Consider the following 22,803-nt stretch of genomic DNA (forward strand, 5'->3'; position numbering starts at 1 on the left):
GGGGGAGTACCCGCCACCGGACGCGCCACCGTCAGTACGGGCCCACCGGGCCCCGGCGGCGCGGGCCGCCGCACATGGCGGTTCGGGGAGACCTTCGACCCGTACGCCGGCGCGCCGCGCCGGCCCGGTCGGAGGGAGCACGATGTCCTCGTTGTCCGTACCGTGGTGGGCCTGGGTCGTGTTGACCGTGGGCATCGCCGCCATGCTCGCCGTGGACCTGCTGCTGCACCGCGACGACCACGTCATCGGCTTCCGCGAGGCGGCGATCTGGTCCGGCATCTGGATCGCCGCCGGCCTCGCCTTCGGCGTACTGCTCTGGGCCTGGCAGGGCGACGAGCCGGCCGGCGCCTACTACGCCGGCTACCTCATCGAGAAGGCGCTCTCCATCGACAACGTCTTCGTCTTCGCCCTCGTCTTCAACTACTTCGCGGTGCCCGCCGCGTACCAGCACAAGGTGCTCTTCTGGGGCGTGGTCGGCGCGCTCGCCTTCCGGCTGGTCTTCATCTTCGTCGGCGCCGAGCTGCTGGCCACCTTCTTCTGGACGGCGTACCTGTTCGGCGCCTTCCTGATCTGGACCGGCTGGAAGATGGCCTTCCGGCACGACGAGGAGGTCCACCCGGAGCGCAACCCCGTCGTCCGGCTGGTCCGCCGGCTGATCCCCACCGACCCCGCGTACCACGGCAACCGGTTCTTCACCCGGATCGACGGCCGTCGGGTGGCGACCCTGCTCTTCGTCGTGCTGATCGCCGTCGAGGCCACCGACCTGGTCTTCGCCATCGACTCCGTGGCGGCGGTCCTGGCCATCACCACCAGCACCTTCATCGTCTGGACGGCCAACGCCTTCGCCGTGCTCGGCCTGCGCAGCCTCTACTTCTGCCTGGCCGGCCTGCTGCGCCGCTTCACCCACCTGCACTACGGGCTGGCGCTGCTGCTCGCCTTCGCCGGGGTCAAGCTGATCCTCTCCGAGACCCCGGTCGGCAAGCTGCCGATCCCGCTCACCCTCGGCGTCATCGTCGCCACCCTCGCCGGCTCGATCCTCTGGAGCCTGCTCGCCACCCGCCGCTCCGACGCGGCCGAGCAGGGCGCCCCGCGCACGCCGGCCGGCACGTGAGGACCGACCGTGGCCCGTTGAGCACCGCGACGACCGGGTGGCCACCGCGGGCTGCCCGGCGGGTGAGCCGCTGCGGCGGTCGCGGGTCGGGCCTCGGTAGGGTGCCTCTCCATGAGAGCCCGGGTCCTGGCAGCCGTCACCGCCGCCGTACTCCTCAGCGCCGGGACGCCCGCCCCGGCGAGCGCAGCTGCGAGCGCCGCCGTCCCGCCGGCGGCGGTGCCCTGCCCGAAGCTCCCGGCGCCGAAGGTGACCCGGCCACCGCGGCCGACCCCGCCGCCGTCGGTGCCCGAGCAGCGCGCGGTGGGCGGCGAGGCGTTGGCCACCCCGGGCCTGGTGGTGCCGCCCGGCGCGCCCGCCCCACCACCGGTCACCGCGACCTCGTGGCTGGTCGCCGACCTCGACACCGGGGCGGTGCTGGGCGGCTGCGGCCCGCACGAGTACGCCACCCCGGCCAGCGTGCAGAAGCTGCTGCTGGCCGCCACCATGCTGCCGAAGCTCGACCCGAAGCGGGTCGTCACGGTGACCCGACCGGACCTGGACATCGAGCCGGGCAGCTCGGCGGTCGGGCTGCTCGACGGCGGGCGGTACGCCGTGGAGACCGTCTGGCTCGGACTGCTGCTCCAGTCCGGCAACGACGCGGCGAACCTGCTGGCCCGGCTCGGCGCCGGCAGCGCCTCGGCCGGGGTCCGGGAGATGAACGCGCAGGCGCGCCGGCTGGGCGCCCTCCAGACCCGCGCGGTGACCCCGTCCGGGCTGGACGGGCCCGGCCAGTTCACCAGCGCGTACGACCTGGCGTTGATCGCCCGGGTCTGCTTCGCCGACCCCACCTTCCGCCGGTACGCGCTGACCGAGCGCACTCGGATCCCGGCCCAGCCGGCCCTGCGCAAGGGCGGTTTCCAGATCCAGAACGAGAACCAGTTGATCTACCGGTACCCGGGGGCGCTCGGCGGCAAGACCGGCTTCACCGACCTGGCCCGGCACACCTACGTGGGCGCCGCCGAGCGTGGTGGCCGCCGCCTGGTGGTCACCCTGCTCGGCGCGGAGGCCCGCCCGGTGCGGGCGTGGGAGCAGGGCGCGCGGCTGCTCGACTGGGGCTTCGCGCTGCCCCGGGACGCCTCGGTCGGCCGGCTGGTCGAGCCGGGTGAGGTGGACGCCGACCAGGCTCCCGCGTCCGGCCCGCCCGTGCGACCCACCGCCGTCCCGGGCGCCGCCGGCCCCCCGGCCGGCGGCGCGCCGCAGTGGCTGGGCGGGGCGGTGGTGGGCGGTTCGGCCGGACTGGTCGGCCTGCTCGCCGCGCTGCTGGCGGTCGGCCGGCGACGGCGGGCCCGCCGGACGCGCCGCGCGAGGAATTGATCCGCGTCGACAACCGCCCGCCACGTCCATAGACTCCGGTCGTTCTGGTGCCACGAGTCCAGGAGGATCCCACGTGTCGAGCGAACCCCGACCGCACGCCACCCCGCAGCCACCCCGCGCCGCCATGCCGTACCGCCTCGCCGGTGTGGCGCTGGTGTCGGCCACGCTGGTCGCCGTCGGCGGCACCGCCGCCGTCGCCGCGCCGGGCACCGATCCGTCCGCGCCGCCCCCGACCACCAAGGGGCCCTGCGCGTACACGCAGACCCCCGACGAGCCGGCCGCCCGGCCGGTGCCGCTGCCCCCCGACCCCCGGCGGACGCCCGACCGGGGGACCGTCCGGATCACCCTGCGCACCAACCAGGGCCCCATCGGGCTGACCCTGGACCGGGAGCAGGCCCCGTGCACCGTGCAGAGCTTCCTGCACCTCGCCCGACACCGGTTCTACGACCGGACGCCCTGCCACCGGCTCACCGCGTACCCGACGCTGAAGGTGCTCCAGTGCGGCGACCCGTCCGGCACCGGCGAGGGCGGCCCCGGCTACCGGTACGCCGACGAACTCCCCACCGACCTGCCGCCGGCGCCGACCGACCCGACCGGCGTCCGCCGGCTGTACGCCCGGGGGACCCTCGCCATGGCCAACGCCGGTCCGGACACCAACGGCAGCCAGTTCTTCCTGGTCCAGGCCGACTCGGCGCTGCGCCCCAACTACACCGTCTTCGGCAGCGTCGACGAGGCGGGCCTGGCCACCCTCGATCGGATCGCCGCCGGCGGGATCGCGGCCACCCCGGAGAATCCGGCGCCGGTCGACGGCGCGCCGGCCCAGCCGGTGGAGATCTGCCGCGCCAGCCGGGGGCGCTGACCCGGGGACCGGGCGGCGGCGGTCGCACCGCGGGCCGGGCCGGGCAGGATAGCGGCCCGGCCCGGTCCGGCGGACGCGATTCACCGGATCGACGGCCTGGCCCGGTCGGGCTCGCTACCGTCCGTGGGAGTGAGAGTGAGAGTCCCCGGCCGCGCCACCGCTGCTGCCGTCGCCGTCCTGCTGTCGCCGGCCGCCATACCGGTGGCCGCGGTCGCCTCGCCCGCCGTCCGGACCGGGCCGTGCGCGCCCGTACCGTCGATCTCCCGGCCGCCGCGACCCGCGCCACCCCGGGCGGACCCGGCGCAGCGCGTCGTCGGCGGGCCCGCCCTGGCCACCGCCGGCCTGGTGGTCCCCGCCGACGTCCCGACCCCGCCCCCGGTGCCGGCGACCTCCTGGTTGGTCGCCGACCTCGACACCGGCGCGGTGCTGGGCGGCTGCGGCCCGCACGAGTACGCCACCCCGGCCAGCGTGCAGAAGCTGCTGCTCGCCGCGGCCGTCCTGCCGAAGCTCGACCCGACCCGGGTCGTCACCGTGACGGCGGAGGACGTCGACATCGAGCCAGGCAGCTCCGCCGTCGGCCTGGCCGAGGGCGGCCGGTACCCGATCGCGACGATCTGGCTGGGACTGCTGCTCCAGTCGGGCAACGACGCCGCGAACACCCTCGCCCGACTGGGTGGCGGACCCGACGGCCAGGCCGGCGGCGTCCGGGCGATGAACGAGGAGGCCCGCCGCCTCGGCGCGCTGCAGACCCACGCGGTGACCCCCTCCGGGCTGGACGGGCCGGGCCAGTTCACCAGCGCCTACGACCTGGCGCTGATCGCCCGGGCCTGCTTCGCCAACCCGATGTTCCGCCGCTACGACGCCACCCTGACCGCGATGGTCCCGGCCCAGCCGGCGCAGCGCAAGAAGGGCTACCAGATCCAGAACGACAACCAGCTCCTCTACCGCTATCCGGGGGCGCTGGGCGGCAAGACCGGCTTCACCGACCTGGCCCGCCACACGTACGTCGGTGCGGCCGAGCGCGGCGGCCGCCGGTTGGTGGTCACCCTGCTCGGCGCCGAGATCGTCGACGAGCGGCGCGGCTGGCAGCAGGGCGCGGCCCTGCTGGACTGGGGCTTCCGCCTGCCCCGGGACGCGTCCGTGGGCCGGCTGGTACGCCCCGGCGAGCTGGACGCCGCGCCCGCGTCGGCGGCCGGCACCGCTCCCGCGCTGGCCGCCGCCGCGGGGCCGGGGCTGCGGGACGCTCGGCACCGCTCGGCCCGTCCCGCCCCACTGCTCGCCGCCGGGCTCGCCGCGGCCGTCGCCGTGGCCGTCGCCGCGCTGCTCGTCCGCCGTCGCCGGGCCGCCGGCCCGTCCCGGCCACGCCGGACCCGCTGACGCCGGAGAAGGCGCGGCTGTCTCGGCGCCCCGCACTGCGGCAGCAACGTTCCCTGGCTGTGGCCCTCCTCGCGGCCCGCCGACGGTGGTTCCGTCTAGGCTCCTCGTCGACGGCGAGGCCCAACGGGGAAGGACCACCATGGACGTCGAACGGATCGGACCGCCGCTGCGCGCGGGGGAGCGGGAGACCCTGCGCGCCTTCCTCGACTTCCACCGGGCCACCCTTGCCATGAAGTGCGCGGGCCTCTCCGACGACGAGTTGCGGCGCCGCTCCATGCCACCGTCCACGCTGACCCTGCTCGGCCTGCTGCGGCACCTAGCCGAGGTGGAGCGGACCTGGTTCCGGCGGGTCATCGACGGCGAGGACGTCCCGCTGATCTGGTCGGAGACCGGCGACTTCCAGGAGGCGTACGACCCGGGCGGCTCGACCGGCGCGGAGGCGTTCGAGGTCTGGCAGCGCGAGGTGGAGCACTCCCGCAGGATCGAGCGGGAGGCCGAGTCGCTCGACGTCACCGGCCACAACGCACGCTGGGGCGAGGACGTCTCGCTGCGCCTGGTGATGCTGCACATGATGCACGAGTACGCCCGGCACAACGGCCACGCCGACTTCCTGCGGGAAGGCGTCGACGGCGCCGTCGGCGTCTGAGCGCCGGGGCCCGGGGCTTAAGGACCAGGTTAGTTCGGCAATCTATTCGGCAGCTGGCCCGTCGTACCTTGATCCGTTGGCCGTCGCTCCCTCAAACGATCTAAGTCCTTGGAACGCCGCCTTGAAGACGGGGAGCGAAGCAAACTCGGTCCTATTGAACGAGGCGTAGGCACCGAACGTCGCCTCAGCGAACCTGGCCTCGCCGCCGAACTTCGCCTCGCCGAATCTGGCCTCGCCGCCGAAATTCGTTGCGTCGAAAAAGGCGTTGCTGGTGAACCTTGCCTTGCCGAACGTAGCGCTGCCAGCGAACGTGGCGTCGCTGCCGAACGTCGCCGCGCTGAACGAGGCGTAGCCGGTAAACGTTGCCCTGCCGAAGGAGACGTTGCCGGCGAACGTCGCCTTACCGAACCAGGCGTAGCCGGTGAACGTAGTTTTGCTGAACCAGGCAAGGCCTGAGAACGTCGCCTCGCCGAACGAGGCGTTGCAAGCGAACGTCGCCTTTTCGAACCTGGCAACGCCGGTGAACGTGGCCTCGTCGAACTTGGCGTCGCCGGCGAATGTCGCGCTGGTGAAGGTGGCGTTGTGGAGGTGGCAGCCAGTGAAGTCGAGGTTGACGAGGGTCGCCTCGGTGAGATCCAGCACCATCTCCGGCCCCCAATACAGAGGGTTGGCGGTAGCGTCGTGGGTGCGCGGTTGAAGATGTCGGGCGAGGATGCGCTGAGCGGTAAGACGGACCTGGCGTTCCTCGCTGGAGTTGCGGGTCGGTTCGTCGGTGCTGCCGTTGCCGATGTTGGATGATGAGTGTGATTGGGGTTGGGTATGGGCTCCCTCTATTGATGAGGGAAGGCCGCTGTTGTCAGGGGTGGGGTGGTCGTCGGGCGGGGTGTATGGCATGCGCAGGTAGGCGCAGATCACCTCGACGATGCTTTGTCGCTGGACTCGGTTGTCTTGGGCGAGGCGCTCCAGCGCGTACAGGCCGCCGATGCGTATAGGGGCTTTGTCGGATCCCAGTTGGTCGACGGCTTTGACGTACAGATCGGTGACGTACAGTGCGGTGCCCCGTTTCTCGTCGACGTCCTGATGTTTGGGTTCGGTTGGAGACCATTTTGCCTGATGCCGCCAGCGAGGAACGCACCCGCGGCCGATCGATGACCTGTTCCGAGACACCCGCCCCGGGTCTGACGAGTTGGCGACGGAATGAACGCGATCATGACGGGAGTTTGCGCAGGTCAAGCGTCTTCTAGCCGTTCGTCCGCGCTCGGTGAGGAGCGTGCTCAGCGGGAGACGTCGCCGCCCGCGCGCAGCGGCAGCCAGGCCAGCACGTCCTGGATCTTCGCGTCCCAGTACGCCCAGTCGTGCGCGCCGGGGGAGAAGTCCACGGTGACCGGCACCCCCCGTCCCCGGGCGGCGTCGACGAAGCGCTGGTTGTCGTCGTACAGGAAGTCCTCGGTGCCGCAGGCGACGTAGAGCGCGGGGGCGTCCGGGCCGGCCCGGCCGACCAGCGCGACGGTGTCGTCGTCGGTGTCGGCGGCCGGGCGGTCGCCCCAGACGGTGTGCCAGACGGTCGGGTCGACCGGGCTGGTCGGATGGTCGCGCCGGTGGGCGACGTCCAGCGCCCCGGAGAGGCTGGCGGCGGCGGCGAACCGGCCGGGTTCGCGCAGCGCCCACTTCACCGCGCCGTAGCCACCCATCGACAGGCCGGCGACGAAGGTGTCCTCCCGGCGGGCGGAGAGCCGGAAGAACGAGTGGCACAGCTGCGGCAGCTCGGCGCTGAGGAAGGTCCAGTACCGGTTGCCGTGCGCCTCGTCGGCGTAGAAGCTGCGCTCGGCGCGGGGCATCACCACGGCCAGGCCCAGCGGTGCGACGTACCGCTCGATCGCGGTGCGCCGCAGCCAGATGGTCTCGTCGTCGGTGAGGCCGTGCAGCAGGTAGAGCACCGGTGGCGCGCCGTCGCCCGCGCCACCGGCGAGGCCGATCTGGGACGGGGCGCGCTGCGGCAGGAGCACCGTCATCGAGGTGTTGAGGCCGAGCGCCTCGGAGAAGAAGTCGCAGCGGACCAGAGCCATGGTCTGTAGACCGTACCGGCTCAGGCGGTGGCGCGCGGGTGGCCGGCAACGACGCCGCTTCAAGATCGTCGGTGAGCGGCGGGCGGGCCGTCAGGTCCAGTAGAGGACCCGGCAGGACGGCACCCGGGCGGCCAGCTCCGCGGTGAACCACGACCGCAGCTCGCCCATCAGCTCGCTCGGGTAGACGTACTTCACCGCGCCGAATTTGCCGTGCTTGCGGCTGCGTGACGACTCGTCCATCTCCAGCCGGGTGCGCGGGTACCAGCCGAGCAGCACCTCCTTGCTGCCCGGAGTGAAGCGGTGCGTGATCAGCTCGGCGGTGAGGTCCAACCCCGGCACCCCGGCGACGGCGTCGGCGACCATGCCCAGCAGCTGCCCGTAGTGGTCCCGCCAGTCCGGCAGCGCGATGATCGGCGCGATGGTCAACCCGACCGGATAGCCGTCGAGCGCGAGCCGGCGCAGCGCGGCCAGCCGGGCCGGCACCGGGCTGGTGCCCCCCTCCAGCCGGGTGCTCACCGGCAGGCAGTTCACGCTGAACCGGACCCGGGTACGCCCGGCGTGCGGCAGGCCGACGAAGCCGCCCACGTCGTCGAACTTGGTGGTCCAGCGCAGCTGCACCGGGGCGTCCCAGGCGGCGAAGTGTTCCACCGCCCGACGCCAGCTGCCGGTGAGGTGCTCCAGCGCCAGGGGGTCGGTGTAGCAGGAGGCCTCGAAGGTGGTGCCCTCGTCGGCGCGGGTGGCGCTGCGACTGGTCACCGTGCCGCGACCGGCGTAGTCGGCCAGCCCGGCGAGGATGTCGTCCAGGTCGGCGTAGACCCGGGTCACCGGCGGGCCGGAGAGCGAACCGGCCAGGTAGCAGTACTGGCAGTGCGCCGGGCACCCCTCCGCCAGGTCGACCCGCCAGTCGGCGCTGGGCGCGATCGGTTGCAGCTTCCGCCGCGACGCCGGGCTCACCACGATCGCCATGGTCGACTTCGCCCGGGCGTACGTCTCCCGCTCGGTCTCGCCGCGCAGCCCGGTGAGCCGGTTGGCGCGCAGCCGCTCGACCTCGATGCCGAGCTCCTCCACCCGGGCGGCGATCCGCCGGCCGTGCGGGTGCTCCAACGCCGCCGGGGTGGCCACCACCCGGCGCGGGGTCCAGCGCCGCGCGGGCCGGGGCGGCGGGGCCAGCCCGGCCAGGTCACGGATCGGGACCCGCTCGCCGCTGGCGTCGTGCGGCGCCGGAGGTACGTCGACGGCGAGCGGCTCGTCGACGTTCACGTCGTCCCGGCTCATCCCGCGGCGTACCCGCTGCGGCACCGATGCAACATCGGCGGGGAATCCGGTGGTCAGGTGGGCTGCCCCGTGCTGAGGTGTCCGGATGACTGATCCTCAGGACCGTCCTACGCCGGCCGGGCCCGCCGGTGCGCGGGCGGCGGAACTCCCCGTCGTACGCCTGCGTCCGCACGCGGTGCTCGCCGCTGCACACGGCGGCGACGTGCTGGTCTCGGCGTCGGTCGGGCCGGACGGTGCGGCGCTCGTGCTCTGGGCGACGCCGGACGACCTGGCGGCGCTGACCGCGCAGACCGCGCAGACCGGCTGGGCGATCTTTCCCGACCCGCGGCCGCCCCGACCGGTGACCGCCCGGGTGACCGTGCACGCCCCGGAGACGGTCGCGGTCGTCCACCTCACCGAGCTGGACGTAACCTTTCCGGAGCTGCAGCCGCTACCCGGCGGCCGGATCCTGCTGGTCGGTGCCCGGGCGCGGTGGCGGCCGGACGGACCGGACCGCAACGCCGTCGTCTATGACAGCGACGGGCGGCCGGTGGCCGCGCACATTCTGGGGGACGGCATCGAGCACGTCGCCACCACCCGGGACGGTCAGGTCTGGGTGGGCTACTTCGACGAGGGGGTCTACGGGAACTTCGGCTGGGGCGGGCCGGATGGTCCGCCGCCGGTCGGCTCGCGGGGCCTGGTGCGCTTCTCCGCTGACTTCGAGCCGCAGTGGCACTATCCGTCGCACGTGGACAACCTCTGGGGCGCCATCGACGACTGCTATGCGCTCAACGTCGCCGACGACGCCGTGTGGACCTGCTACTACACCGGATTTCCGCTGGTCCGCGTGCGGGAGGACGAGCTCACCGGCTGGCGCAACGACGTCGCGGAAGGGGCCCGGGGGTTGGTGACCGACGGCTCCCGGGTGGCGTTCCTCGGCGGCCACGGCGCCGAGGATCGCCTCGTCGTCGGTGAGCTCGTTGGCGGCCGGGTCCGCCGGGTCGGGGAGTACCGGCTGGCCCTGCCCGACGGTGGTGCCCTCCCGAGCCGCGCCCGGGTCGTCGGCCGGGGTCCGGTGCTGCACCTGCTCGACGAGGCCGGCTGGTACCGGCTCCACCTGGACGACCTGCCGTAGCGGTCCGGCGACGGCGCTTGCTGAAGCCGCGCGACCTGACGCGACGCGACGCGCCCGACACCGGTCGGCGCGTCGCGTCGTTCCTGGCCCAGTCCGACCTTCTGCGCCGGCGGCTGGAGGGTGCCTTCTCGACCGAGCCCGCCCGGCAGGCCGCGGTGCCCGCCGAGTCCGCCGACCACGCCGACTGAGCGCGAGCCGCCCACCGGAGCCCGCTCCCGCCACCCGTCCGCCCGGGCGGAGGAAGCGGGCGCGCCCGTCCGGCCGGCACCACGAACGGGGCACCGCCGACAAGTCCTCGGATTATCCGTTGCGGGACCCCGGGAACCTCGCTTACCTTCAACGGCAACGTCACGCCGATCTGACCGGGGAGCCCGCCGTGCAGCAGCACACCAGCACCGAGACCACGCGGCCCGCGCCGCGCGGTGGTGCCATGCTGTCGGCCTGCGAACGAGCCCTGGCCCAGCCTCAGGGTTGGTGCGGCCGGCGACAAGGGTGGCGGCGCGGATAGCGCCAGCGCAGTACGCGCAGCCGCCCACCCCACCGGGGACCGGGCGGCTTTTTCGTCACCCGGCACCCGTCCGAGGGGTGTAGCTCAACCGGAAGAGCACCGGATTCCAAACCCGACGGTTGCAGGTTCGAGTCCTGTCACCCCTGCCCGCTGTCCCGGCACCGCCGGCGACGTCGCTCCTTCTCAACTCCACAGTGGATGACACGAATCCCGGCCGGCGTCGACAGCGCGCCGGCCGGGGGTACGACGCGGGGTGGCACCACCACCTCGCGCACGGGCCGTTGGAGCAAGCTGGCAGCTCACCCGGTTCTCAGCCGGGCGGTTACGGGTTCGAGCCCCGTACGGCCTACGCAGTGACGACACGCGGTTGTGGCGCAGGGGTAGCGCGTCGCCTCGCCAAGGCGAAGATCGCCGGTTCGAATCCGGCCAGCCGCTCGGAACACCTTCATTTCACAGGCACGGGCTGCGCGCTGGGGCGCAGAGAGGCCTTGCACGCACTCCCGCCGGGTTCGATTCCCGGTCGGTACACGAGCCTTCCGCCGCCCCGGCCCGGGGCGGCATCCCACGACACCAGGAGAAGACGATGGCATTCACCCCGCTGCCGGGCACCCGGGCGCCGGTCCGGGTCTGGACCGACCCGTACGGCATCGAGCCGCAGGCCGCGCAGCAGCTGCGCAACATCGGCGCGCTGCCCTGGGTGCAGGGCGTCGCGGTGATGCCGGACGTGCACTTCGGCAAGGGCGCGACGGTCGGTTCGGTGATCGCGATGCGGCAGGCGGTCTCGCCGGCCGCGGTCGGCGTCGACATCGGCTGCGGCATGTCCGCGGTGCGCACTTCGCTCACTGCGGCCGATTTGCCGGACGACCTGGCGCCGCTGCGGTCGGCGATCGAGGCGGTCGTCCCGGTCGGCTTCGCCAAGCGCGACGACCCGGTCGACCCGCGCCGGATCCGGGGCCTGGAGCAGGCCGGCTGGGCCGACTTCTGGCAGCGGTTCGGCGAGCTGGACCGGAGGGTGGCGCAGTTGGAGAGCCGGGCCCGGCACCAGATGGGCACTCTCGGCGGCGGCAACCACTTCATCGAGGTCTGCGTCGAGCAGGACGGCCCGGACGCCGGGCAGGTCTGGCTGATGCTGCACTCCGGTTCCCGCAACATCGGCAAGGAACTCGCCGAGCGGCACATCGGGGTGGCCCGGCGCCTGCCGCACAACGCCGACCTGCCCGACCGCGACCTGGCGGTGTTCCTCGCCGGCACCCCGGAGATGGACGCCTACCGCCGGGACCTGTGGTGGGCGCAGGAGTACGCGCGGCGCAACCGGGCGGTCATGCTGGCCCTGCTCTGCGGCGTGGTCCGCGAGCAGTTCCCGCAGGTCGCGTACGGGGAGCCGATCAGCTGCCACCACAACTACGTGGCGGAGGAGAGCTACGACGGGGTGGACGTGCTGGTGACCCGCAAGGGCGCGATCCGGGCCGGTCGGGGGGACCTGGGCATCATCCCGGGGTCGATGGGCACCGGCTCGTACATCGTGCGCGGCAGGGGCAACCCCGAAGCGTACTGCTCGGCGTCGCACGGCGCGGGGCGGCGGATGTCGCGGGGGCAGGCGAAGCGGACGTACACCACGGCCGACCTGGCTCGGCAGACCGCCGGGGTGGAGTGCCGCAAGGACGCCGGGGTGGTCGACGAGATCCCCGGCGCGTACAAGGACATCATCGAGGTGATGGCGCAGCAGGACGATCTGGTCGAGGTGGTGGCGCACCTCAAGCAGGTCGTCTGTGTGAAGGGCTAGACCGGTTGGCGCCCGGCCGGGCACCAACCGCACGGAAGGGTGGCATGAGCTGTCTATAGCGCTGCCCGTGCTAAGGCAGTAGGAGGGGCAATCGCTCCCGGGTTCGAACCCCGGGCCCTCCGCTAAGCCGTCGTAGCTGAGGGGTCAGGGCACTGCGCTGATAAACGCGGGGGTCGGTGGTTCGACTCCACCCGTCGGCCCCTGCCCCTGGGTATCCCGACAGCGGCTTACGTCAATAGACTGGTATCTTGAACCGTGTGGAAAAGTCGGGATCTTCGAAGCCGTGCTCACGGTGCCGCGAGACGTTGCCGTTGACTGAGTTTCACCAGACGGTGAAGCGCGGCAAGCCATACACCTATGCGCACTGCAAGAAGTGTCACCGGGAATACGTCAGCCGGCACTACGCAGACAACCGCGCCGCTTACATCCGCAAGGCTATAGACCGCAACGACAGGATCAGGGCCGAGTTGCGCGCATTTCTTGCTGAGTATCTGTCCACCCACTCGTGTGTGGACTGCGGCGAAGCGGACATCGTGGTGTTGCAATTCGACCATGTTCGCGGCAATAAGTTGCACGGTGTCGGCGAGATGATCCGCCGAATCTCGTCCCTCGCGACGGTGAAGGCGGAGATTGAGAAGTGCGACGTAGTATGCGCGAACTGCCACATACGTCGAACGGCCCGCCAATTCGGCTGGTGGACCGATGCCCTTGTAGCTCAAAGGACAGAGCGGCACCCTACGAGGGTGTGACATGTGCAGGTTCGAGTCCTGCCGGGGCAGCATCGGGACGTGGCGCAACTTGGTAGCGCGCTTTGCTGCGGACGATCAAAAAGGTAACGGGGGTCAAGCCGCAGCTTGTCCTCCACGACGTTCGCAGTACACCGCGATCCGAGGCAGCGACGGCCGCCGGTCACCCCCACGGGTGACCGGCGGCCGTCGTGTGCGGGGCTCAGCCCATGTGTACGGCCCCGCCGGTGGCGAGGTCCTCCTTGCGCACCTTGATCAGCAGGAGGGTGGCCAGGCCGGCGAGCAGGATCAGCCCGGCGCCCCAGGCGAAGGCGACGGTGTAGCCGTGGATCGCCGCCTGGGCCTGGGTGGCCGGGTCGGGGATCCGGGTGGCCAGGTACGCGGCCACCGAGCTGGTGAAGAAGGTGTTCAGCAGCGCGGTGCCGAGCGAGCCACCGATCTGCTGGGTGGCGTTGAGGGTGGCGCTGGCCGCCCCGGCGTCGTGCTCGGGCACCCCGACCAGGGCGAGGCTGGACAGCGGCACGAAGGTGAAGCCGAGGCCCAGGCCCAGGACGACCTGCGCGGGCAGCAGGTGCGACACGAAGGAGGTGTCGAGGTCGATCTGGGTCAGCGTGAGCATGCCGGCGGCGGCGAGGACCGCGCCGGCCACCATCAGCGGCTTGGCCCCGACGCGGGGCAGCAGCTGGCTGGCGACGCCGGCGCTGACCAGCACGCCGGCGGTCACCGGCAGCGAGGCGAGACCGGCCTCCAGCGGGGTGTACTGCAACGCCTGCTGGAAGTAGAAGGTGAGGAACAGGAACGCGCCGAACAGGCCCGCGCCGACCAGCGTGGAGGCGAGGTACGCGCCGCCCCGGTTGCGGTCCAGCAGGATGCGCAGCGGCAGCAGCGGGTGGGACGAGCGCAGCTCGATGACGACGAAGGCGGCGAGCAGCACGACACCGGCGGCGATGAACGCGATGGTGGCGGTGGCGTCCCAGCCGTCCTCGGCGGCCCTGGTGAAGCCGTACACCAGGGAGACCAGGCCGGCGGTGACCACGACGGCGCCGGGCACGTCGTACCGGGTGTCGCCGTGGGCGCGGCTCTCCGGCACCAGCGGGATGGCGGCGAACAGGGCGACGGCGGCGATCGGGATGTTGACCAGCAGGCACCAGCGCCAGTCGGCGTACTCGGTCAGCACCCCGCCGAGGACGAGGCCGACGGCGGAGCCGCCACCGGCGATGGCGCCGTAGACGGCGAACGCCTTGGCGCGCTCGGTGGCCTCGGTGAAGAGCACGGTGAGCAGGGCCAGCGAGGCCGGGGCAAGCAGGGCGCCGAAGGCGCCCTGGAGGGCGCGGGCGGCGAAGAGCAGCCCGCCGGTGGTGGCGAGACCGCCGATGGCGGAGGCGAGGGCGAAGCCCACCATGCCGACGAGGAAGGTCCGCTTGCGCCCCCAGTAGTCGGCGATCCGGCCGCCGAGCAGGAGCAGGCCGCCGAAGGTGAGGGTGTAGGCGGTGACCACCCACTGCCGGTCGGCGTTGGAGATGCCCAGGTCGGCCTGGGCCTGCGGCAGGGCGATGTTCACGATGGTGGCGTCGAGGACGACCATCAGCTGCGAGATCGCGATGACCGCGAGGGCCAGCCACCGGCGTGGGTGGGGCGTGGTCGACGTCCCGGCGCGGGGCGCGCCGGGGGCGGTCGAGGTCGTGCTGGGCATGGGGGGCCTTCCGTGGATGCGAGAGCCTGTGTTGCGGAACGCGGTCGGGTTCAGGCGGAGCGGTAACGGAGCACGGGGATGAGCACCTGGTCGACGAGTTGGGTGAGGAAGGTGTCGTCGGCGGGCAGGCCGTGCGCGAGGATCCGGGACATCACCATCGCCGGGGCGAGGTCGTGGAAGAGGTCCCGCTCGCCGGCCTCGGCGGGGATCTCGCCGCGGGCGGCGGCGCGGACCACGATGGCGACGCTGGCGACCCGGCCGCCCGGCATCACCTGCTGCCGGATCAGGTGGGCCAGTTCGGGGTTGGTCCGCATGGCCAGGGTGAGCGCCTGCATGAGGTCGCTGTCGGCGGTGCAGATGGCGGCGGTGGTGCGCAGCAGTTCCAGCAGGTCGCCGCGGAGCGAGCCGGTGTCCGCCGGGACCAGCACCGCGACGTGCCGGTGTCGCAGGGCGGCGGCCACCAGCTCGGCCTTGCCGGGCCAGTGCCGGTAGATGGTGGCCTTGCTGACCCGGGCCCGGGCGGCCACCGCGTCGATGGTCATCCGGTCGTAGCCGACCTCGCGGAGCAGCTGGATCACGATCTCCAGCAGCTCGGGGTTGCGCTCCCCGCAGACCGGGGGGCCGGTCCGGTCCGGGTCCGTCCCCACGGCCATGAACTCCTCCAGCGAAACGATGTCGTACCGATACTAGGCGCGCCACCCAGCCTTGGCGGCCTTTTATGACTTCCATCGCAACGGCTGGACGAAACGAGAACGTTCCGTACCGCTGAGGCTTTCAGCCGGTGGCGGCGAGCTGGACCGGAATCGTCACCACGTGGGCGCGCGACCCGTCCTGCGGTGAGACCTCGTACACCTCGACGGCGCCGGCGCCGGCGGCGGGCAGTCGGTAGGTGACGGTGGCGCGGTAGTCGCCCCGGCAGCCGGTGCCGCAGCTGGCGGTGGTGAAGCCGGTGCCGACCACCCGGCCGCTCGCGTCGAGCACCCGGATCGAGACGGTCGCCTCGTAGACGTTCGCGGTCCCGGCGACGGTGACCGGCCGGGTGACCCGTTGCCCCACCACCGGCTCGGTGACCACGATCGGCGCGAGCAGGTCGTCGAGGTCGGCCCGGGTGAGCACCAGCTCGGCGGGGCCGCCGGTGAAGGCGACCCGGCGTACGGCGGGGAACTGGGTGAGGGTCCAGACCACCTGGGCGCGGCGCAGCCGCAGCGCCCGCTCGTCCCCGGCGGCGAAGGCGGGCGGCGGGACGACGGTCGCGGTGCCGCCGGCGATCCGGGTCACCTCGACCGGGCCGGGGACCAGGGTGGCCATCCCGGCGCGGGTCTCCGCCGGGGTGGGACCGGCGGCCAGCTCGGCCAGCGCCAGGCGGGAGGTGGCGACGGTGGCGGCCCGGGTACGCCGGGTCGGCGCCAGCGTGCCGTCGCGGACGAACCAGAGCTGGACGGTGGTCGTCGTCCGCGTGCCGGTGGGCCGTGGAGTCGGCGTACCGGATGCGGGTGCCCACGACGCCGCCGTCGGCGGGGGTGAGCTGACCTGCGGCGGAGGAGCGGCCGGGCGGGGCGACGTGGCCGGCGGCGCGGTGGTCGGCGACGCGGCGGTCGGCGCCGGGCCGAGGGTGCCCGAGCGGTCGTCGCCGCAGCCGGCCAGGAGCAGGACGAGCGCGGCGAGCAGGAGCGGCAGCCGGTTCACCGGTCACCGTCCGGCGCCTCGGGCCCGCCCGGTGGCACGGGCAGCACCAGGCGGAACGTCGTCCCCACGCCCACCGTGCTGCTGACGGTGAGCTGGGCGCCGAGCAGTCGGGCGTTCTCCCGGGCGATGGCCAGGCCGAGTCCGCTGCCAGGGCCCGAGCGGGCCGGGTCGGCCTTGTAGAAGCGTTCGAACAGGTGCGGCAGGTGCGCGGCGGTGATCCCCGGCCCCTGATCGCTGACCTCGTAGCTCAGCCGCGCGCCGGCGGCGGTGACGTCGGCCCGCAGCTCGCCCGCCCCGTGCGCGACCGCGTTGCCGACCAGGTTGGCCAGCACCCGCTCCAGCCGGCGCCGGTCGGTGCGCACCGTCGCCCCCTCGCCGGTGACCCGGACCCGGCCGGTCCAGCCGTGCGCGGCGACCACCTCGCGCAGCAGGGCGCCGGCGTCGACCGGCGCGAGCACCACGGCTTCCCGGCCGGCGTCCAGTCGGGAGATCTCGATCAGCTCCTCGACCAGGGCCCGGAGCCGGGTCACGTCGGCGACCAGCAGCTCGGCGGTGCGCCGGGCGCCGGGCGGCAGCGTGTCCAGCTCGTCGCCGAGCAGCGAGGCCGCGGCCACCAGGGCGGTGACCGGGGTACGCAGCTCGTGCGCGACGTCGGCGGTGAACCGCCGCTCCCGGGCCTCGGCGCGGGACAGGTCGTCGATCTTCGTCTGCAACGCCTGGGCCATCTCGTTGAAGGCGGCGGCCCAGTCGCTGAACTCGTCCCGCCCGCGCACCGGCAGCCGGGTGGCGAGCAGCCCCTCGGCGACCGCCCGGGCCGCCCGGCTGGCCCGCCCCACCGGTTCCAGGGTGCGCCGGGCCAGGGTGTGCCCGACCCCGGCGGCCAGCGCCACCACCGCCACCCAGCCGAGCGCCAGCGCGGTGCGCAGCTGCGTCAGGCCGTCGACCAGGTCGGTCTCGTCGGTGACCGCGTACAGCTCGGCGGTGGAGCCGGGGATCCGCCCGCCGACCACGAGCAGGTGCCGGCCGGCGCGGGAGCGTTCGTAGCCGAGCTGACCGTCGGCGACGGCGGCGCGCAGCGTACGGCCGGGCGTCGGGGCGTACGCCGGGTTGGACGCCTCGGTCTCCCCGGCTACCAGCAGCACGTGCCGGCCGCTGCCCTCGAAGCTGGCCAGCAGCTCCACCCGGCGGGCGTCGGTCAGCGGCACGAACTGCCCGGCCAGGACCAGCTGGTAGCGGGCGTCGGCGGCGGCCCGCTGCACCGAGCCGTCGAGCCGGGCCTGCCGCAGCAGCAGGTACGACCCGCTGGCGAGCACCCCGGCGGACACCCCGGCCACCAGCACGAACGCCACCGTCAACCGGTACCGGAGGCGGCCCGGCGCCACGGCGTCGGCGGGCATGGCGTGCCTCCCGTCATCCGGTGGAGAGCTTGTAGCCGACGCCGCGGACCGTGCGGACCAGCCGGGGCGTGGCGGGGTCGTCCTCCACCTTGGCCCGCAGCCGCTGCACGGCCACGTCGACCAGCCGGGAGTCGCCGAGGTGGGAGTGGTTCCACACCCGGTCCAGCAGCAGCTCCCGGGTGAACACCTGACCGGGGCGCCGGGCCAGCTCCAGCAGCAGCCGGAACTCGGTGGCGGTGAGGGTCAGCTCCCGACCGGCCTTGCGGGCCACGAACCGGGCCGGGTCGATCTCCAGCGGTCCCACCGTCAGGGTGGCCTCCTCGACCACGGCGGCGGCCCGGCGCAGCCCGGCGCGGACCCGGGCGACCAGCTCCGGCAGGTCGAACGGCTTGCGCAGGTAGTCGTCGGCGCCGCACTCCAGGCCGACCACGACGTCGATGGTGTCGGTGCGGGCGGTGAGCATCAGGATCGGCACCTGGCTGCTGCGGCGCACCTCCCGGCAGACCTCCAGGCCGTCCACGCCGGGCAGCATCACGTCCAGCACGATCAGGTCGACCGGTTGGGCCCGCCAGGCCGCCAGGGCGGCCCGGCCGTCGACGGCGGTGCTCACCCGGAACCCGGCCCGCCGCAGACCGAGGGCGGTGACCTCCCTGATGGAGGCATCGTCCTCGACGACCAGCACGTGGCCCTCCATGACGTCCTCAGGGTAGTCCCGGGACGGCCCCGGGCGACCCTGGCGCAACGGCCGGTGACGGGGGCCCGGCCGGTGCCGCGCCCCCGTCCCGACGGGTGGTCACTGCTGCCACTGGTGCGCCACGTCGAGCACGATCCGGCTGTGCGTGCCCGGTCCCGCCAGCACCAGCACCCGGAACGGCAGCCGGGCCCGCACGCCGACCGCGAAGGTGGTGTAGCCCTCGAAGCTGCCGCCGAAGACCACGTCCCGCAGCGTCGAGGAACGCAGCACGTTCGCGGCGTGCTCACCGACCCGGTACGGGACGGTGGCCAGGTGCTCGTCGTCGTACGCCGGGGCCCGCAGCGAAACCCGGAGCAGCTCGTCCCCGGCCGTGTACGGCGACAGCGCCAGCCCCTCGCCCTCGGTCCACGTCTCGCCGTAGCCGACCGAGTAGCCGTTCACCGGCCCGGCGAACTCGAACACCACCCGGTCGAAACAGTCGTGCCGACCGGTACGCACGTCGACCAGTGGCGCGCCGCTGAGCGTGCCGGCCGACTTCTCCACGCTGCCCCAGGTGATCCCGCAGTACGGGCCGGCGACGGCGCTGGTGGTGGCCCCGCCGACCCGTGGGGCGCTGGCGGCGGCGCTCACCGCGGTGGTGGCGAGCAGCCCGCTGAGCAGGACCGCCGCGGTGAGTGTCCTGGCAATCTTCATGGTGTCCTCCCGGTCGACCGGTCCGCCCCCGGCGGGGACGGTGGTGAGGTCGACGGTCGGCCGGCCGTGCCACGGTGGCCTCGCCGGGGTGTAACAGCAGCGTTACAGTGGACATCGCGGGCACGACGGGGTCGGCGGCCGGCCCGGGTCAGGGCGAGGGGGAGCGGGCGACGCGGAACCCCACGTCGTCGATCCGGAACGTCGGGTGGCTGCGCCGCCGCACCGAGGCCCGGCAGCTCCAGTGCTCGTCGAACCAGCCACCGCCGCGCAGCACCCGGTAGGTGCCGTAGACCTCGGCGTCGTAGACGTCCCAGCACCATTCCCAGACGTTGCCCAGCATGTCGTACAGGCCCCAGGCGTTGGGGCGCCGGCCGCCCACGTCGTGGAGCAGCTCCTGCGAGTTGCCGCGGTACCAGGCGATCTCGTCGAGCGGCCCGTACCGCGGTCCGGTCGTGCCGGCTCGGCAGGCGTGCTCCCACTCGGCCTCGGTCGGCAGTCGGTACCCGTCGGCGGAGGCGTCCCAGGCGACGCCCTCGCCGTCGTCGTGGAGGTGGTAGGCGGGCGCCAGCCCCTCGCGAAGGGACCGGGCGTTGCAGAACCGGATCGCGTCCCACCAGGAGACACAATCGGCGGGCAGCCGGTCGCCCCGCGCGCCGAACGGCCGCTCACCGGTGACCTCGGCGTACCGTTCCCGGGTCACCGGGAAGGTCGCGAGCTGGTAGGGCGCGAGCGCCACCGACCAGGTGCTCCGGGTCCGCCGGTCGGACAGCGTCACCCGCCCGCCCGGAACGGAGATCATCTCGTCCGCCGGGCGCTCGTCGACCGCCGGCGGATCCGTCCGGTCCGGCGGCGGCATCAGGCGACCCGGGCGACCGCGCCGGCGGGCGCCGCGGGCACGGCGTCGGGGTGCAGCACCGCCGCGATCGCCTCGACACCGTCGACCAGGCGTGGTCCGGGGCGGACCACCAGGGCGTCCGCGTCGACCGCCCACACCGGTGTGCCCGGGAAGTGCGGCGCGACCGTCCGGGCCTGCGCCACGGCGCCGTCGAGGTGGAAGCCGCAGGGCGTGACCAGCACGACGTCGGGCGCGGCGTCGCGCAGCTCCGCCCAGGGCACCCGCACCGAGCGGGCGCCGGGTCGAGCGGCCACCGGCTGTCCGCCGGCGGCGACCACCAGGTCGGGGATCCAGTGTCCGGCGGTGAACGGCGGGTCGGTCCACTCCACCACCGCGACCCGGGGCCGTGGCCGCCCGGCGACCGCCGTGGCGACGCCCGCGAGCCGGGCGCGCAGGCCGGCGACGAGCGTCCGGGCCCGCTCGGGTACGCCCGCCGCGTCGCCCACCGCGACGATGCTGTCGAGCACCTCGTCCAGGGTGTACGGGTCCAGCGACAGCACCTCGGCGCGGCAGCCGAGGTGCTCCAGGGCGTCGGAGACGTGCCCGGAGGGCAGGGCGCAGACCCGGCAGAGGTCCTGGGTGAGGATCAGCTCGGCGTCCAGCCCGGCGAGCGCGTCGGCGTGCAGGGTGTACAGGTCCGCCCCGGCGGCCAGCCGGGCCCGGACGTGCGCGTCGATCTCGCCGGGGGCCATGCCCCGGGTGTCGGTGCCGCCGACCACGACGGCCTTGCCGGCCCGGTCGGCGGCCGGCACCTCGCACTCGAAGGTCACGCCCACCAGGTCGTCGCCGAGGCCGAGGGCGTAGACGATCTCCGTGGCGGAGGGGAGCAGGGAGACCAGGCGCATGCCCCCATCCTGCCCCGGGCCGCCCGCCCGGCGCGGATCGACCCCGGCCGGCCGGCGCACGTGACGCCGTCCGGCCGGTTGACCAAGAGATTGATGCATGTCAGTGTTTCATTCCCCGGCCTGACCCGTCGCGACCCCACCCCCGGGCCGCCGAGATCCGACCAACCCGACCACCCCCGTACCCGGATCAGGTCACGCCCGCGCTGCCCCGCCGACCCCCGAGGAGCTCGCATGAGACGCAGCACGCCGACCGCCGGCCTCGCGCTGGCCGTCCTGGCCGCCGTGACGATCACCCTGACCGGGCAACCGGCCACGGCCGTCGCGCCGGTCACCGCCGCACCCGTCGCCGCGCTCGCGGCGCCGGACATCTCGGTGACCAACCTGCAGGCCCACCTGACCCAGTTCAACAGCATCGCCACCAGCAACGGCGGCAACCGGCGGGCCGGGTCGCCCGGCTACACCGCCTCGGTCAGCTACCTCAGGACCCGGCTCCAGGCCGCCGGCTACACGGTCACCGAGCAGGTCTGCACCAGCTGCGTGTACCGGTCCAACAACCTGATCGCCGAGTGGCCGGGCGGCCCCGCCGACCAGGTGGTCATGTTCGGCGCCCACCTGGACGGCGTCTCGGCCGGGCCGGGCATCAACGACAACGCCACCGGCTCGGCCAGCCTGCTGGAGAACGCGCTGGTGCTCGCGCAGCAGAACCCGACCATGACCAAGCGGGTCCGGTTCGCCTGGTGGACCGACGAGGAGCAGGGGCTCAACGGCTCCGAGTTCTACGTCAACTCGCTCACCGCCACCCAGCGCGGCCAGATCAAGGGCTACTACAACTTCGACATGGTGGGCTCGACCAACGGCGGCTACTTCATCAACCGGATCACCTCCACCACGGCCGCGCCGCTGAAGGCGTACTGGGACTCGCTCAACCTCCAACCGGAGGAGAACGTCGAGGGCCAGGGCCGCTCCGACGACTACCCGTTCCAGCAGGCCGGCATCCCCACCTCCGGGTACGCCGCCGGCGCCAGCGCCCGCAAGACCAGCACCCAGGCCGGCAAGTGGGGCGGCACCGCCGGTGCCGCGTACGACCCCTGCTACCACCGGTCCTGCGACACCACCGCCAACGTCAGCGCCACCCACCTGAACCGCAGCGCGGACGGCATCGCGTACGCCATCTGGCAGCTCGCGGTCGGCACCGGCACCCCGACCAACGACTTCTCGGTGTCGGTCAGCCCGACCACCGGCAGCGTCGCGCCGGGCGCCTCCACCACCGCCACCGTCAGCACCGCCACCACCAGCGGCAGCGCCCAGACCGTGGCGCTGGCCGCCACCGGCGTGCCCAGCGGGGTGACGGTGTCGTTCAGCCCGTCGTCGGTCACCTCCGGTGGCTCCGCCACGATGACCGTCAACGCCTCGGCGACGGCCGCCGCCGGCACCTTCACCATCACGGTCACCGGCACCGGATCGGTCACCCGCACCGCCGGCTACAGCCTCACCGTCACCGGTACCGGCGGCTGCTCCGGCGGCCAGCGGATCGGCAACAGCAGCTTCGAGTCCGGCACCGCCCCGTGGACCGCCACCTCGGGCGTCATCACCAACTCGGCCAGCCAGCCCGCCCGGACCGGCTCCTACAAGGCGTGGCTGGACGGGTACGGCAGCACCCGCACCGACACCCTCTCCCAGTCGGTGACCGTCCCGGCCGGCTGCTCGACCTACACCCTCGCCTTCCACCTGCACATCGACACCGCCGAGACCACCACCGGCACGGCGTACGACAAGCTCACCGTGCAGCTCGGCACGACCACCCTGGCGACGTACTCGAACCTCAACGCCGCCAGCGGCTACGTCCTGCGGTCGTTCAACGTCGCCGCGTTCGCCGGCCAGACGGTCACCCTGAAGTTCACCGGCACCGAGGACTCCTCGTTGCAGACCAGCTTCGTCATCGACGACGTCACCCTGCAGGCCGGCTGAGGCGAGGCGGGTGGGGCGGGCCCGCCGCCCGCCCCACCCGGCCCGTCCCACCACCGCGCCGCAATCCGCGGCCGGCGGCGCACCCCGCCGGAGC

21 protein-coding genes and 6 tRNA genes are annotated in these 22,803 nt (G+C 73.5%); 15 read left to right on the plus strand and 12 right to left on the minus strand.

Annotation, left to right across the window (positions count from 1 at the left end; translation table 11 throughout):
* Nucleotides 1–151 precede the first annotated feature (151 nt).
* The 5 genes from V6U79_RS11900 to V6U79_RS11920 all read left to right on the plus strand — a co-directional run bounded on the left by V6U79_RS11900 (nucleotide 152) and on the right by V6U79_RS11920 (nucleotide 5,346).
* A complete protein-coding gene (locus tag V6U79_RS11900; RefSeq protein ID WP_334534182.1) occupies nucleotides 152–1,111 on the plus strand; it encodes a TerC family protein in 960 nt (319 codons plus the stop codon).
* A 111-nt stretch (nucleotides 1,112–1,222) separates the two neighbouring features.
* Entirely contained in the window at nucleotides 1,223–2,464 is a 1,242-nt protein-coding gene (locus V6U79_RS11905) for a D-alanyl-D-alanine carboxypeptidase family protein (protein ID WP_334614676.1), read from the plus strand.
* A 73-nt stretch (nucleotides 2,465–2,537) separates the two neighbouring features.
* Nucleotides 2,538–3,323, plus strand: coding sequence for a peptidylprolyl isomerase (locus V6U79_RS11910; RefSeq protein WP_442933404.1), 786 nt, complete (start codon nucleotides 2,538–2,540; stop codon nucleotides 3,321–3,323).
* 201 nt (nucleotides 3,324–3,524) lie between these two features.
* Nucleotides 3,525–4,700, plus strand: coding sequence for a D-alanyl-D-alanine carboxypeptidase family protein (locus tag V6U79_RS11915; protein WP_442933767.1), 1,176 nt, complete (start codon nucleotides 3,525–3,527; stop codon nucleotides 4,698–4,700).
* A 139-nt stretch (nucleotides 4,701–4,839) separates the two neighbouring features.
* On the plus strand, nucleotides 4,840–5,346 hold the full coding sequence (locus V6U79_RS11920; protein WP_334614677.1) for a DinB family protein: 507 nt from the start codon (nucleotides 4,840–4,842) through the stop codon (nucleotides 5,344–5,346).
* A gap of 42 nt (nucleotides 5,347–5,388) precedes the next feature.
* Here the strand turns inward: V6U79_RS11920 and V6U79_RS11925 are convergent, their stop codons facing one another.
* From V6U79_RS11925 to V6U79_RS11935, 3 genes are all read right to left on the minus strand, one after another.
* On the minus strand, nucleotides 5,389–6,513 hold the full coding sequence (locus tag V6U79_RS11925) for a pentapeptide repeat-containing protein (RefSeq protein ID WP_334614678.1): 1,125 nt from the start codon (nucleotides 6,511–6,513) through the stop codon (nucleotides 5,389–5,391).
* Between the two features lie 107 nt (nucleotides 6,514–6,620).
* On the minus strand, nucleotides 6,621–7,412 hold the full coding sequence (locus tag V6U79_RS11930) for an alpha/beta hydrolase (protein WP_334614679.1): 792 nt from the start codon (nucleotides 7,410–7,412) through the stop codon (nucleotides 6,621–6,623).
* A 90-nt stretch (nucleotides 7,413–7,502) separates the two neighbouring features.
* A complete protein-coding gene (locus tag V6U79_RS11935) occupies nucleotides 7,503–8,711 on the minus strand; it encodes a spore photoproduct lyase family protein (RefSeq protein WP_334614680.1) in 1,209 nt (402 codons plus the stop codon).
* A 61-nt stretch (nucleotides 8,712–8,772) separates the two neighbouring features.
* Between V6U79_RS11935 and V6U79_RS11940 the strand changes: the two genes are divergently transcribed.
* The 8 genes from V6U79_RS11940 (at nucleotide 8,773) to V6U79_RS11975 (ending at nucleotide 12,292) form a co-directional block, all read left to right on the plus strand.
* Entirely contained in the window at nucleotides 8,773–9,801 is a 1,029-nt protein-coding gene (locus V6U79_RS11940) for a YxiH-YxzG fusion protein (RefSeq protein ID WP_334530983.1), read from the plus strand.
* Nucleotides 9,802–9,818: 17 nt separating this feature from the next.
* Nucleotides 9,819–9,989 (plus strand): hypothetical protein, encoded by a 171-nt coding sequence (locus tag V6U79_RS11945; protein WP_334530981.1) that lies wholly within the window; start codon nucleotides 9,819–9,821, stop codon nucleotides 9,987–9,989.
* A 393-nt stretch (nucleotides 9,990–10,382) separates the two neighbouring features.
* A tRNA-Trp gene (locus V6U79_RS11950) sits at nucleotides 10,383–10,455 on the plus strand.
* Nucleotides 10,456–10,584: 129 nt separating this feature from the next.
* A tRNA-Glu gene (locus V6U79_RS11955) sits at nucleotides 10,585–10,658 on the plus strand.
* Between the two features lie 14 nt (nucleotides 10,659–10,672).
* Nucleotides 10,673–10,744: transfer RNA gene (locus V6U79_RS11960), tRNA-Gly, on the plus strand.
* 148 nt (nucleotides 10,745–10,892) lie between these two features.
* Nucleotides 10,893–12,092, plus strand: coding sequence for an RtcB family protein (locus V6U79_RS11965; RefSeq protein WP_334614681.1), 1,200 nt, complete (start codon nucleotides 10,893–10,895; stop codon nucleotides 12,090–12,092).
* Nucleotides 12,093–12,125: 33 nt separating this feature from the next.
* A tRNA-Ala gene (locus V6U79_RS11970) sits at nucleotides 12,126–12,214 on the plus strand.
* 4 nt (nucleotides 12,215–12,218) lie between these two features.
* Nucleotides 12,219–12,292, plus strand: a tRNA-Ile gene (locus V6U79_RS11975).
* Between the two features lie 87 nt (nucleotides 12,293–12,379).
* Here V6U79_RS11975 and V6U79_RS11980 read toward each other — a convergent pair.
* Nucleotides 12,380–12,826, minus strand: a complete 447-nt coding sequence (locus V6U79_RS11980) for a hypothetical protein (protein WP_334614682.1) — start codon at nucleotides 12,824–12,826, stop codon at nucleotides 12,380–12,382.
* Between V6U79_RS11980 and V6U79_RS11985 the strand changes: the two genes are divergently transcribed.
* Nucleotides 12,796–12,871: transfer RNA gene (locus V6U79_RS11985), tRNA-Arg, on the plus strand. The genes V6U79_RS11980 and V6U79_RS11985 overlap by 31 nt on opposite strands.
* Before the next feature lie 169 nt (nucleotides 12,872–13,040).
* On the opposite strand, the gene V6U79_RS11990 is transcribed toward V6U79_RS11985, so the two are convergent.
* The 8 genes from V6U79_RS11990 to V6U79_RS12025 all read right to left on the minus strand — a co-directional run bounded on the left by V6U79_RS11990 (nucleotide 13,041) and on the right by V6U79_RS12025 (nucleotide 20,741).
* Nucleotides 13,041–14,531 (minus strand): MFS transporter, encoded by a 1,491-nt coding sequence (locus V6U79_RS11990; RefSeq protein ID WP_334614683.1) that lies wholly within the window; start codon nucleotides 14,529–14,531, stop codon nucleotides 13,041–13,043.
* Nucleotides 14,532–14,581: 50 nt separating this feature from the next.
* Nucleotides 14,582–15,184, minus strand: a complete 603-nt coding sequence (locus tag V6U79_RS11995; protein WP_334530969.1) for a TetR/AcrR family transcriptional regulator — start codon at nucleotides 15,182–15,184, stop codon at nucleotides 14,582–14,584.
* 121 nt (nucleotides 15,185–15,305) lie between these two features.
* Nucleotides 15,306–16,217 carry a Gmad2 immunoglobulin-like domain-containing protein gene (locus V6U79_RS12000; RefSeq protein ID WP_334614684.1) on the minus strand — a complete coding sequence of 304 codons (912 nt, stop codon included), beginning with the start codon at nucleotides 16,215–16,217 and terminating at the stop codon, nucleotides 15,306–15,308.
* Nucleotides 16,214–17,614: an ATP-binding protein gene (locus V6U79_RS12005; RefSeq protein ID WP_334614685.1), complete on the minus strand. Its 1,401-nt coding sequence runs from the start codon at nucleotides 17,612–17,614 to the stop codon at nucleotides 16,214–16,216. The genes V6U79_RS12000 and V6U79_RS12005 overlap by 4 nt, the downstream gene beginning before the upstream one ends.
* A 13-nt stretch (nucleotides 17,615–17,627) precedes the next feature.
* Nucleotides 17,628–18,308: a response regulator gene (locus tag V6U79_RS12010; protein WP_334614686.1), complete on the minus strand. Its 681-nt coding sequence runs from the start codon at nucleotides 18,306–18,308 to the stop codon at nucleotides 17,628–17,630.
* Between the two features lie 99 nt (nucleotides 18,309–18,407).
* Entirely contained in the window at nucleotides 18,408–19,001 is a 594-nt protein-coding gene (locus V6U79_RS12015) for an AMIN-like domain-containing (lipo)protein (RefSeq protein WP_334530960.1), read from the minus strand.
* A 148-nt stretch (nucleotides 19,002–19,149) separates the two neighbouring features.
* Nucleotides 19,150–19,857 carry a formylglycine-generating enzyme family protein gene (locus V6U79_RS12020; protein WP_334530957.1) on the minus strand — a complete coding sequence of 236 codons (708 nt, stop codon included), beginning with the start codon at nucleotides 19,855–19,857 and terminating at the stop codon, nucleotides 19,150–19,152.
* Nucleotides 19,857–20,741 (minus strand): ABC transporter substrate-binding protein, encoded by an 885-nt coding sequence (locus tag V6U79_RS12025; RefSeq protein WP_334614687.1) that lies wholly within the window; start codon nucleotides 20,739–20,741, stop codon nucleotides 19,857–19,859. The genes V6U79_RS12020 and V6U79_RS12025 overlap by 1 nt, the downstream gene beginning before the upstream one ends.
* Nucleotides 20,742–20,972: 231 nt before the next feature.
* Here V6U79_RS12025 and V6U79_RS12030 point away from each other — a divergent pair, with 231 nt between their 5' ends.
* On the plus strand, nucleotides 20,973–22,709 hold the full coding sequence (locus V6U79_RS12030) for a M28 family peptidase (RefSeq protein ID WP_334614688.1): 1,737 nt from the start codon (nucleotides 20,973–20,975) through the stop codon (nucleotides 22,707–22,709).
* Nucleotides 22,710–22,803 lie beyond the last annotated feature (94 nt).

The organism is Micromonospora psammae (assembly GCF_036902725.1).
GTDB lineage: Bacteria > Actinomycetota > Actinomycetes > Mycobacteriales > Micromonosporaceae > Micromonospora.

What these genes read in the sequence shown, in the direction of transcription:
- V6U79_RS11920 (WP_334614677.1), top strand. Translation starts at nt 4,840, where the DNA reads ATGGACGTCGAACGGATCGGACCGCCGCTGCGCGCGGGGGAGCGGGAG.
- V6U79_RS12030 (WP_334614688.1), top strand. Translation starts at nt 20,973, where the DNA reads ATGAGACGCAGCACGCCGACCGCCGGCCTCGCGCTGGCCGTCCTGGCC.
- V6U79_RS11995 (WP_334530969.1), bottom strand. Translation starts at nt 15,184, where the DNA reads ATGGCCGTGGGGACGGACCCGGACCGGACCGGCCCCCCGGTCTGCGGG.
- V6U79_RS12005 (WP_334614685.1), bottom strand. Translation starts at nt 17,614, where the DNA reads ATGCCCGCCGACGCCGTGGCGCCGGGCCGCCTCCGGTACCGGTTGACG.
- V6U79_RS12015 (WP_334530960.1), bottom strand. Translation starts at nt 19,001, where the DNA reads ATGAAGATTGCCAGGACACTCACCGCGGCGGTCCTGCTCAGCGGGCTG.
- V6U79_RS11965 (WP_334614681.1), top strand. Translation starts at nt 10,893, where the DNA reads ATGGCATTCACCCCGCTGCCGGGCACCCGGGCGCCGGTCCGGGTCTGG.
- V6U79_RS11905 (WP_334614676.1), top strand. Translation starts at nt 1,223, where the DNA reads ATGAGAGCCCGGGTCCTGGCAGCCGTCACCGCCGCCGTACTCCTCAGC.
- V6U79_RS11940 (WP_334530983.1), top strand. Translation starts at nt 8,773, where the DNA reads ATGACTGATCCTCAGGACCGTCCTACGCCGGCCGGGCCCGCCGGTGCG.
- V6U79_RS12025 (WP_334614687.1), bottom strand. Translation starts at nt 20,741, where the DNA reads ATGCGCCTGGTCTCCCTGCTCCCCTCCGCCACGGAGATCGTCTACGCC.
- V6U79_RS12020 (WP_334530957.1), bottom strand. Translation starts at nt 19,857, where the DNA reads ATGCCGCCGCCGGACCGGACGGATCCGCCGGCGGTCGACGAGCGCCCG.
- V6U79_RS12010 (WP_334614686.1), bottom strand. Translation starts at nt 18,308, where the DNA reads ATGGAGGGCCACGTGCTGGTCGTCGAGGACGATGCCTCCATCAGGGAG.
- V6U79_RS11930 (WP_334614679.1), bottom strand. Translation starts at nt 7,412, where the DNA reads ATGGCTCTGGTCCGCTGCGACTTCTTCTCCGAGGCGCTCGGCCTCAAC.
- V6U79_RS11990 (WP_334614683.1), bottom strand. Translation starts at nt 14,531, where the DNA reads ATGCCCAGCACGACCTCGACCGCCCCCGGCGCGCCCCGCGCCGGGACG.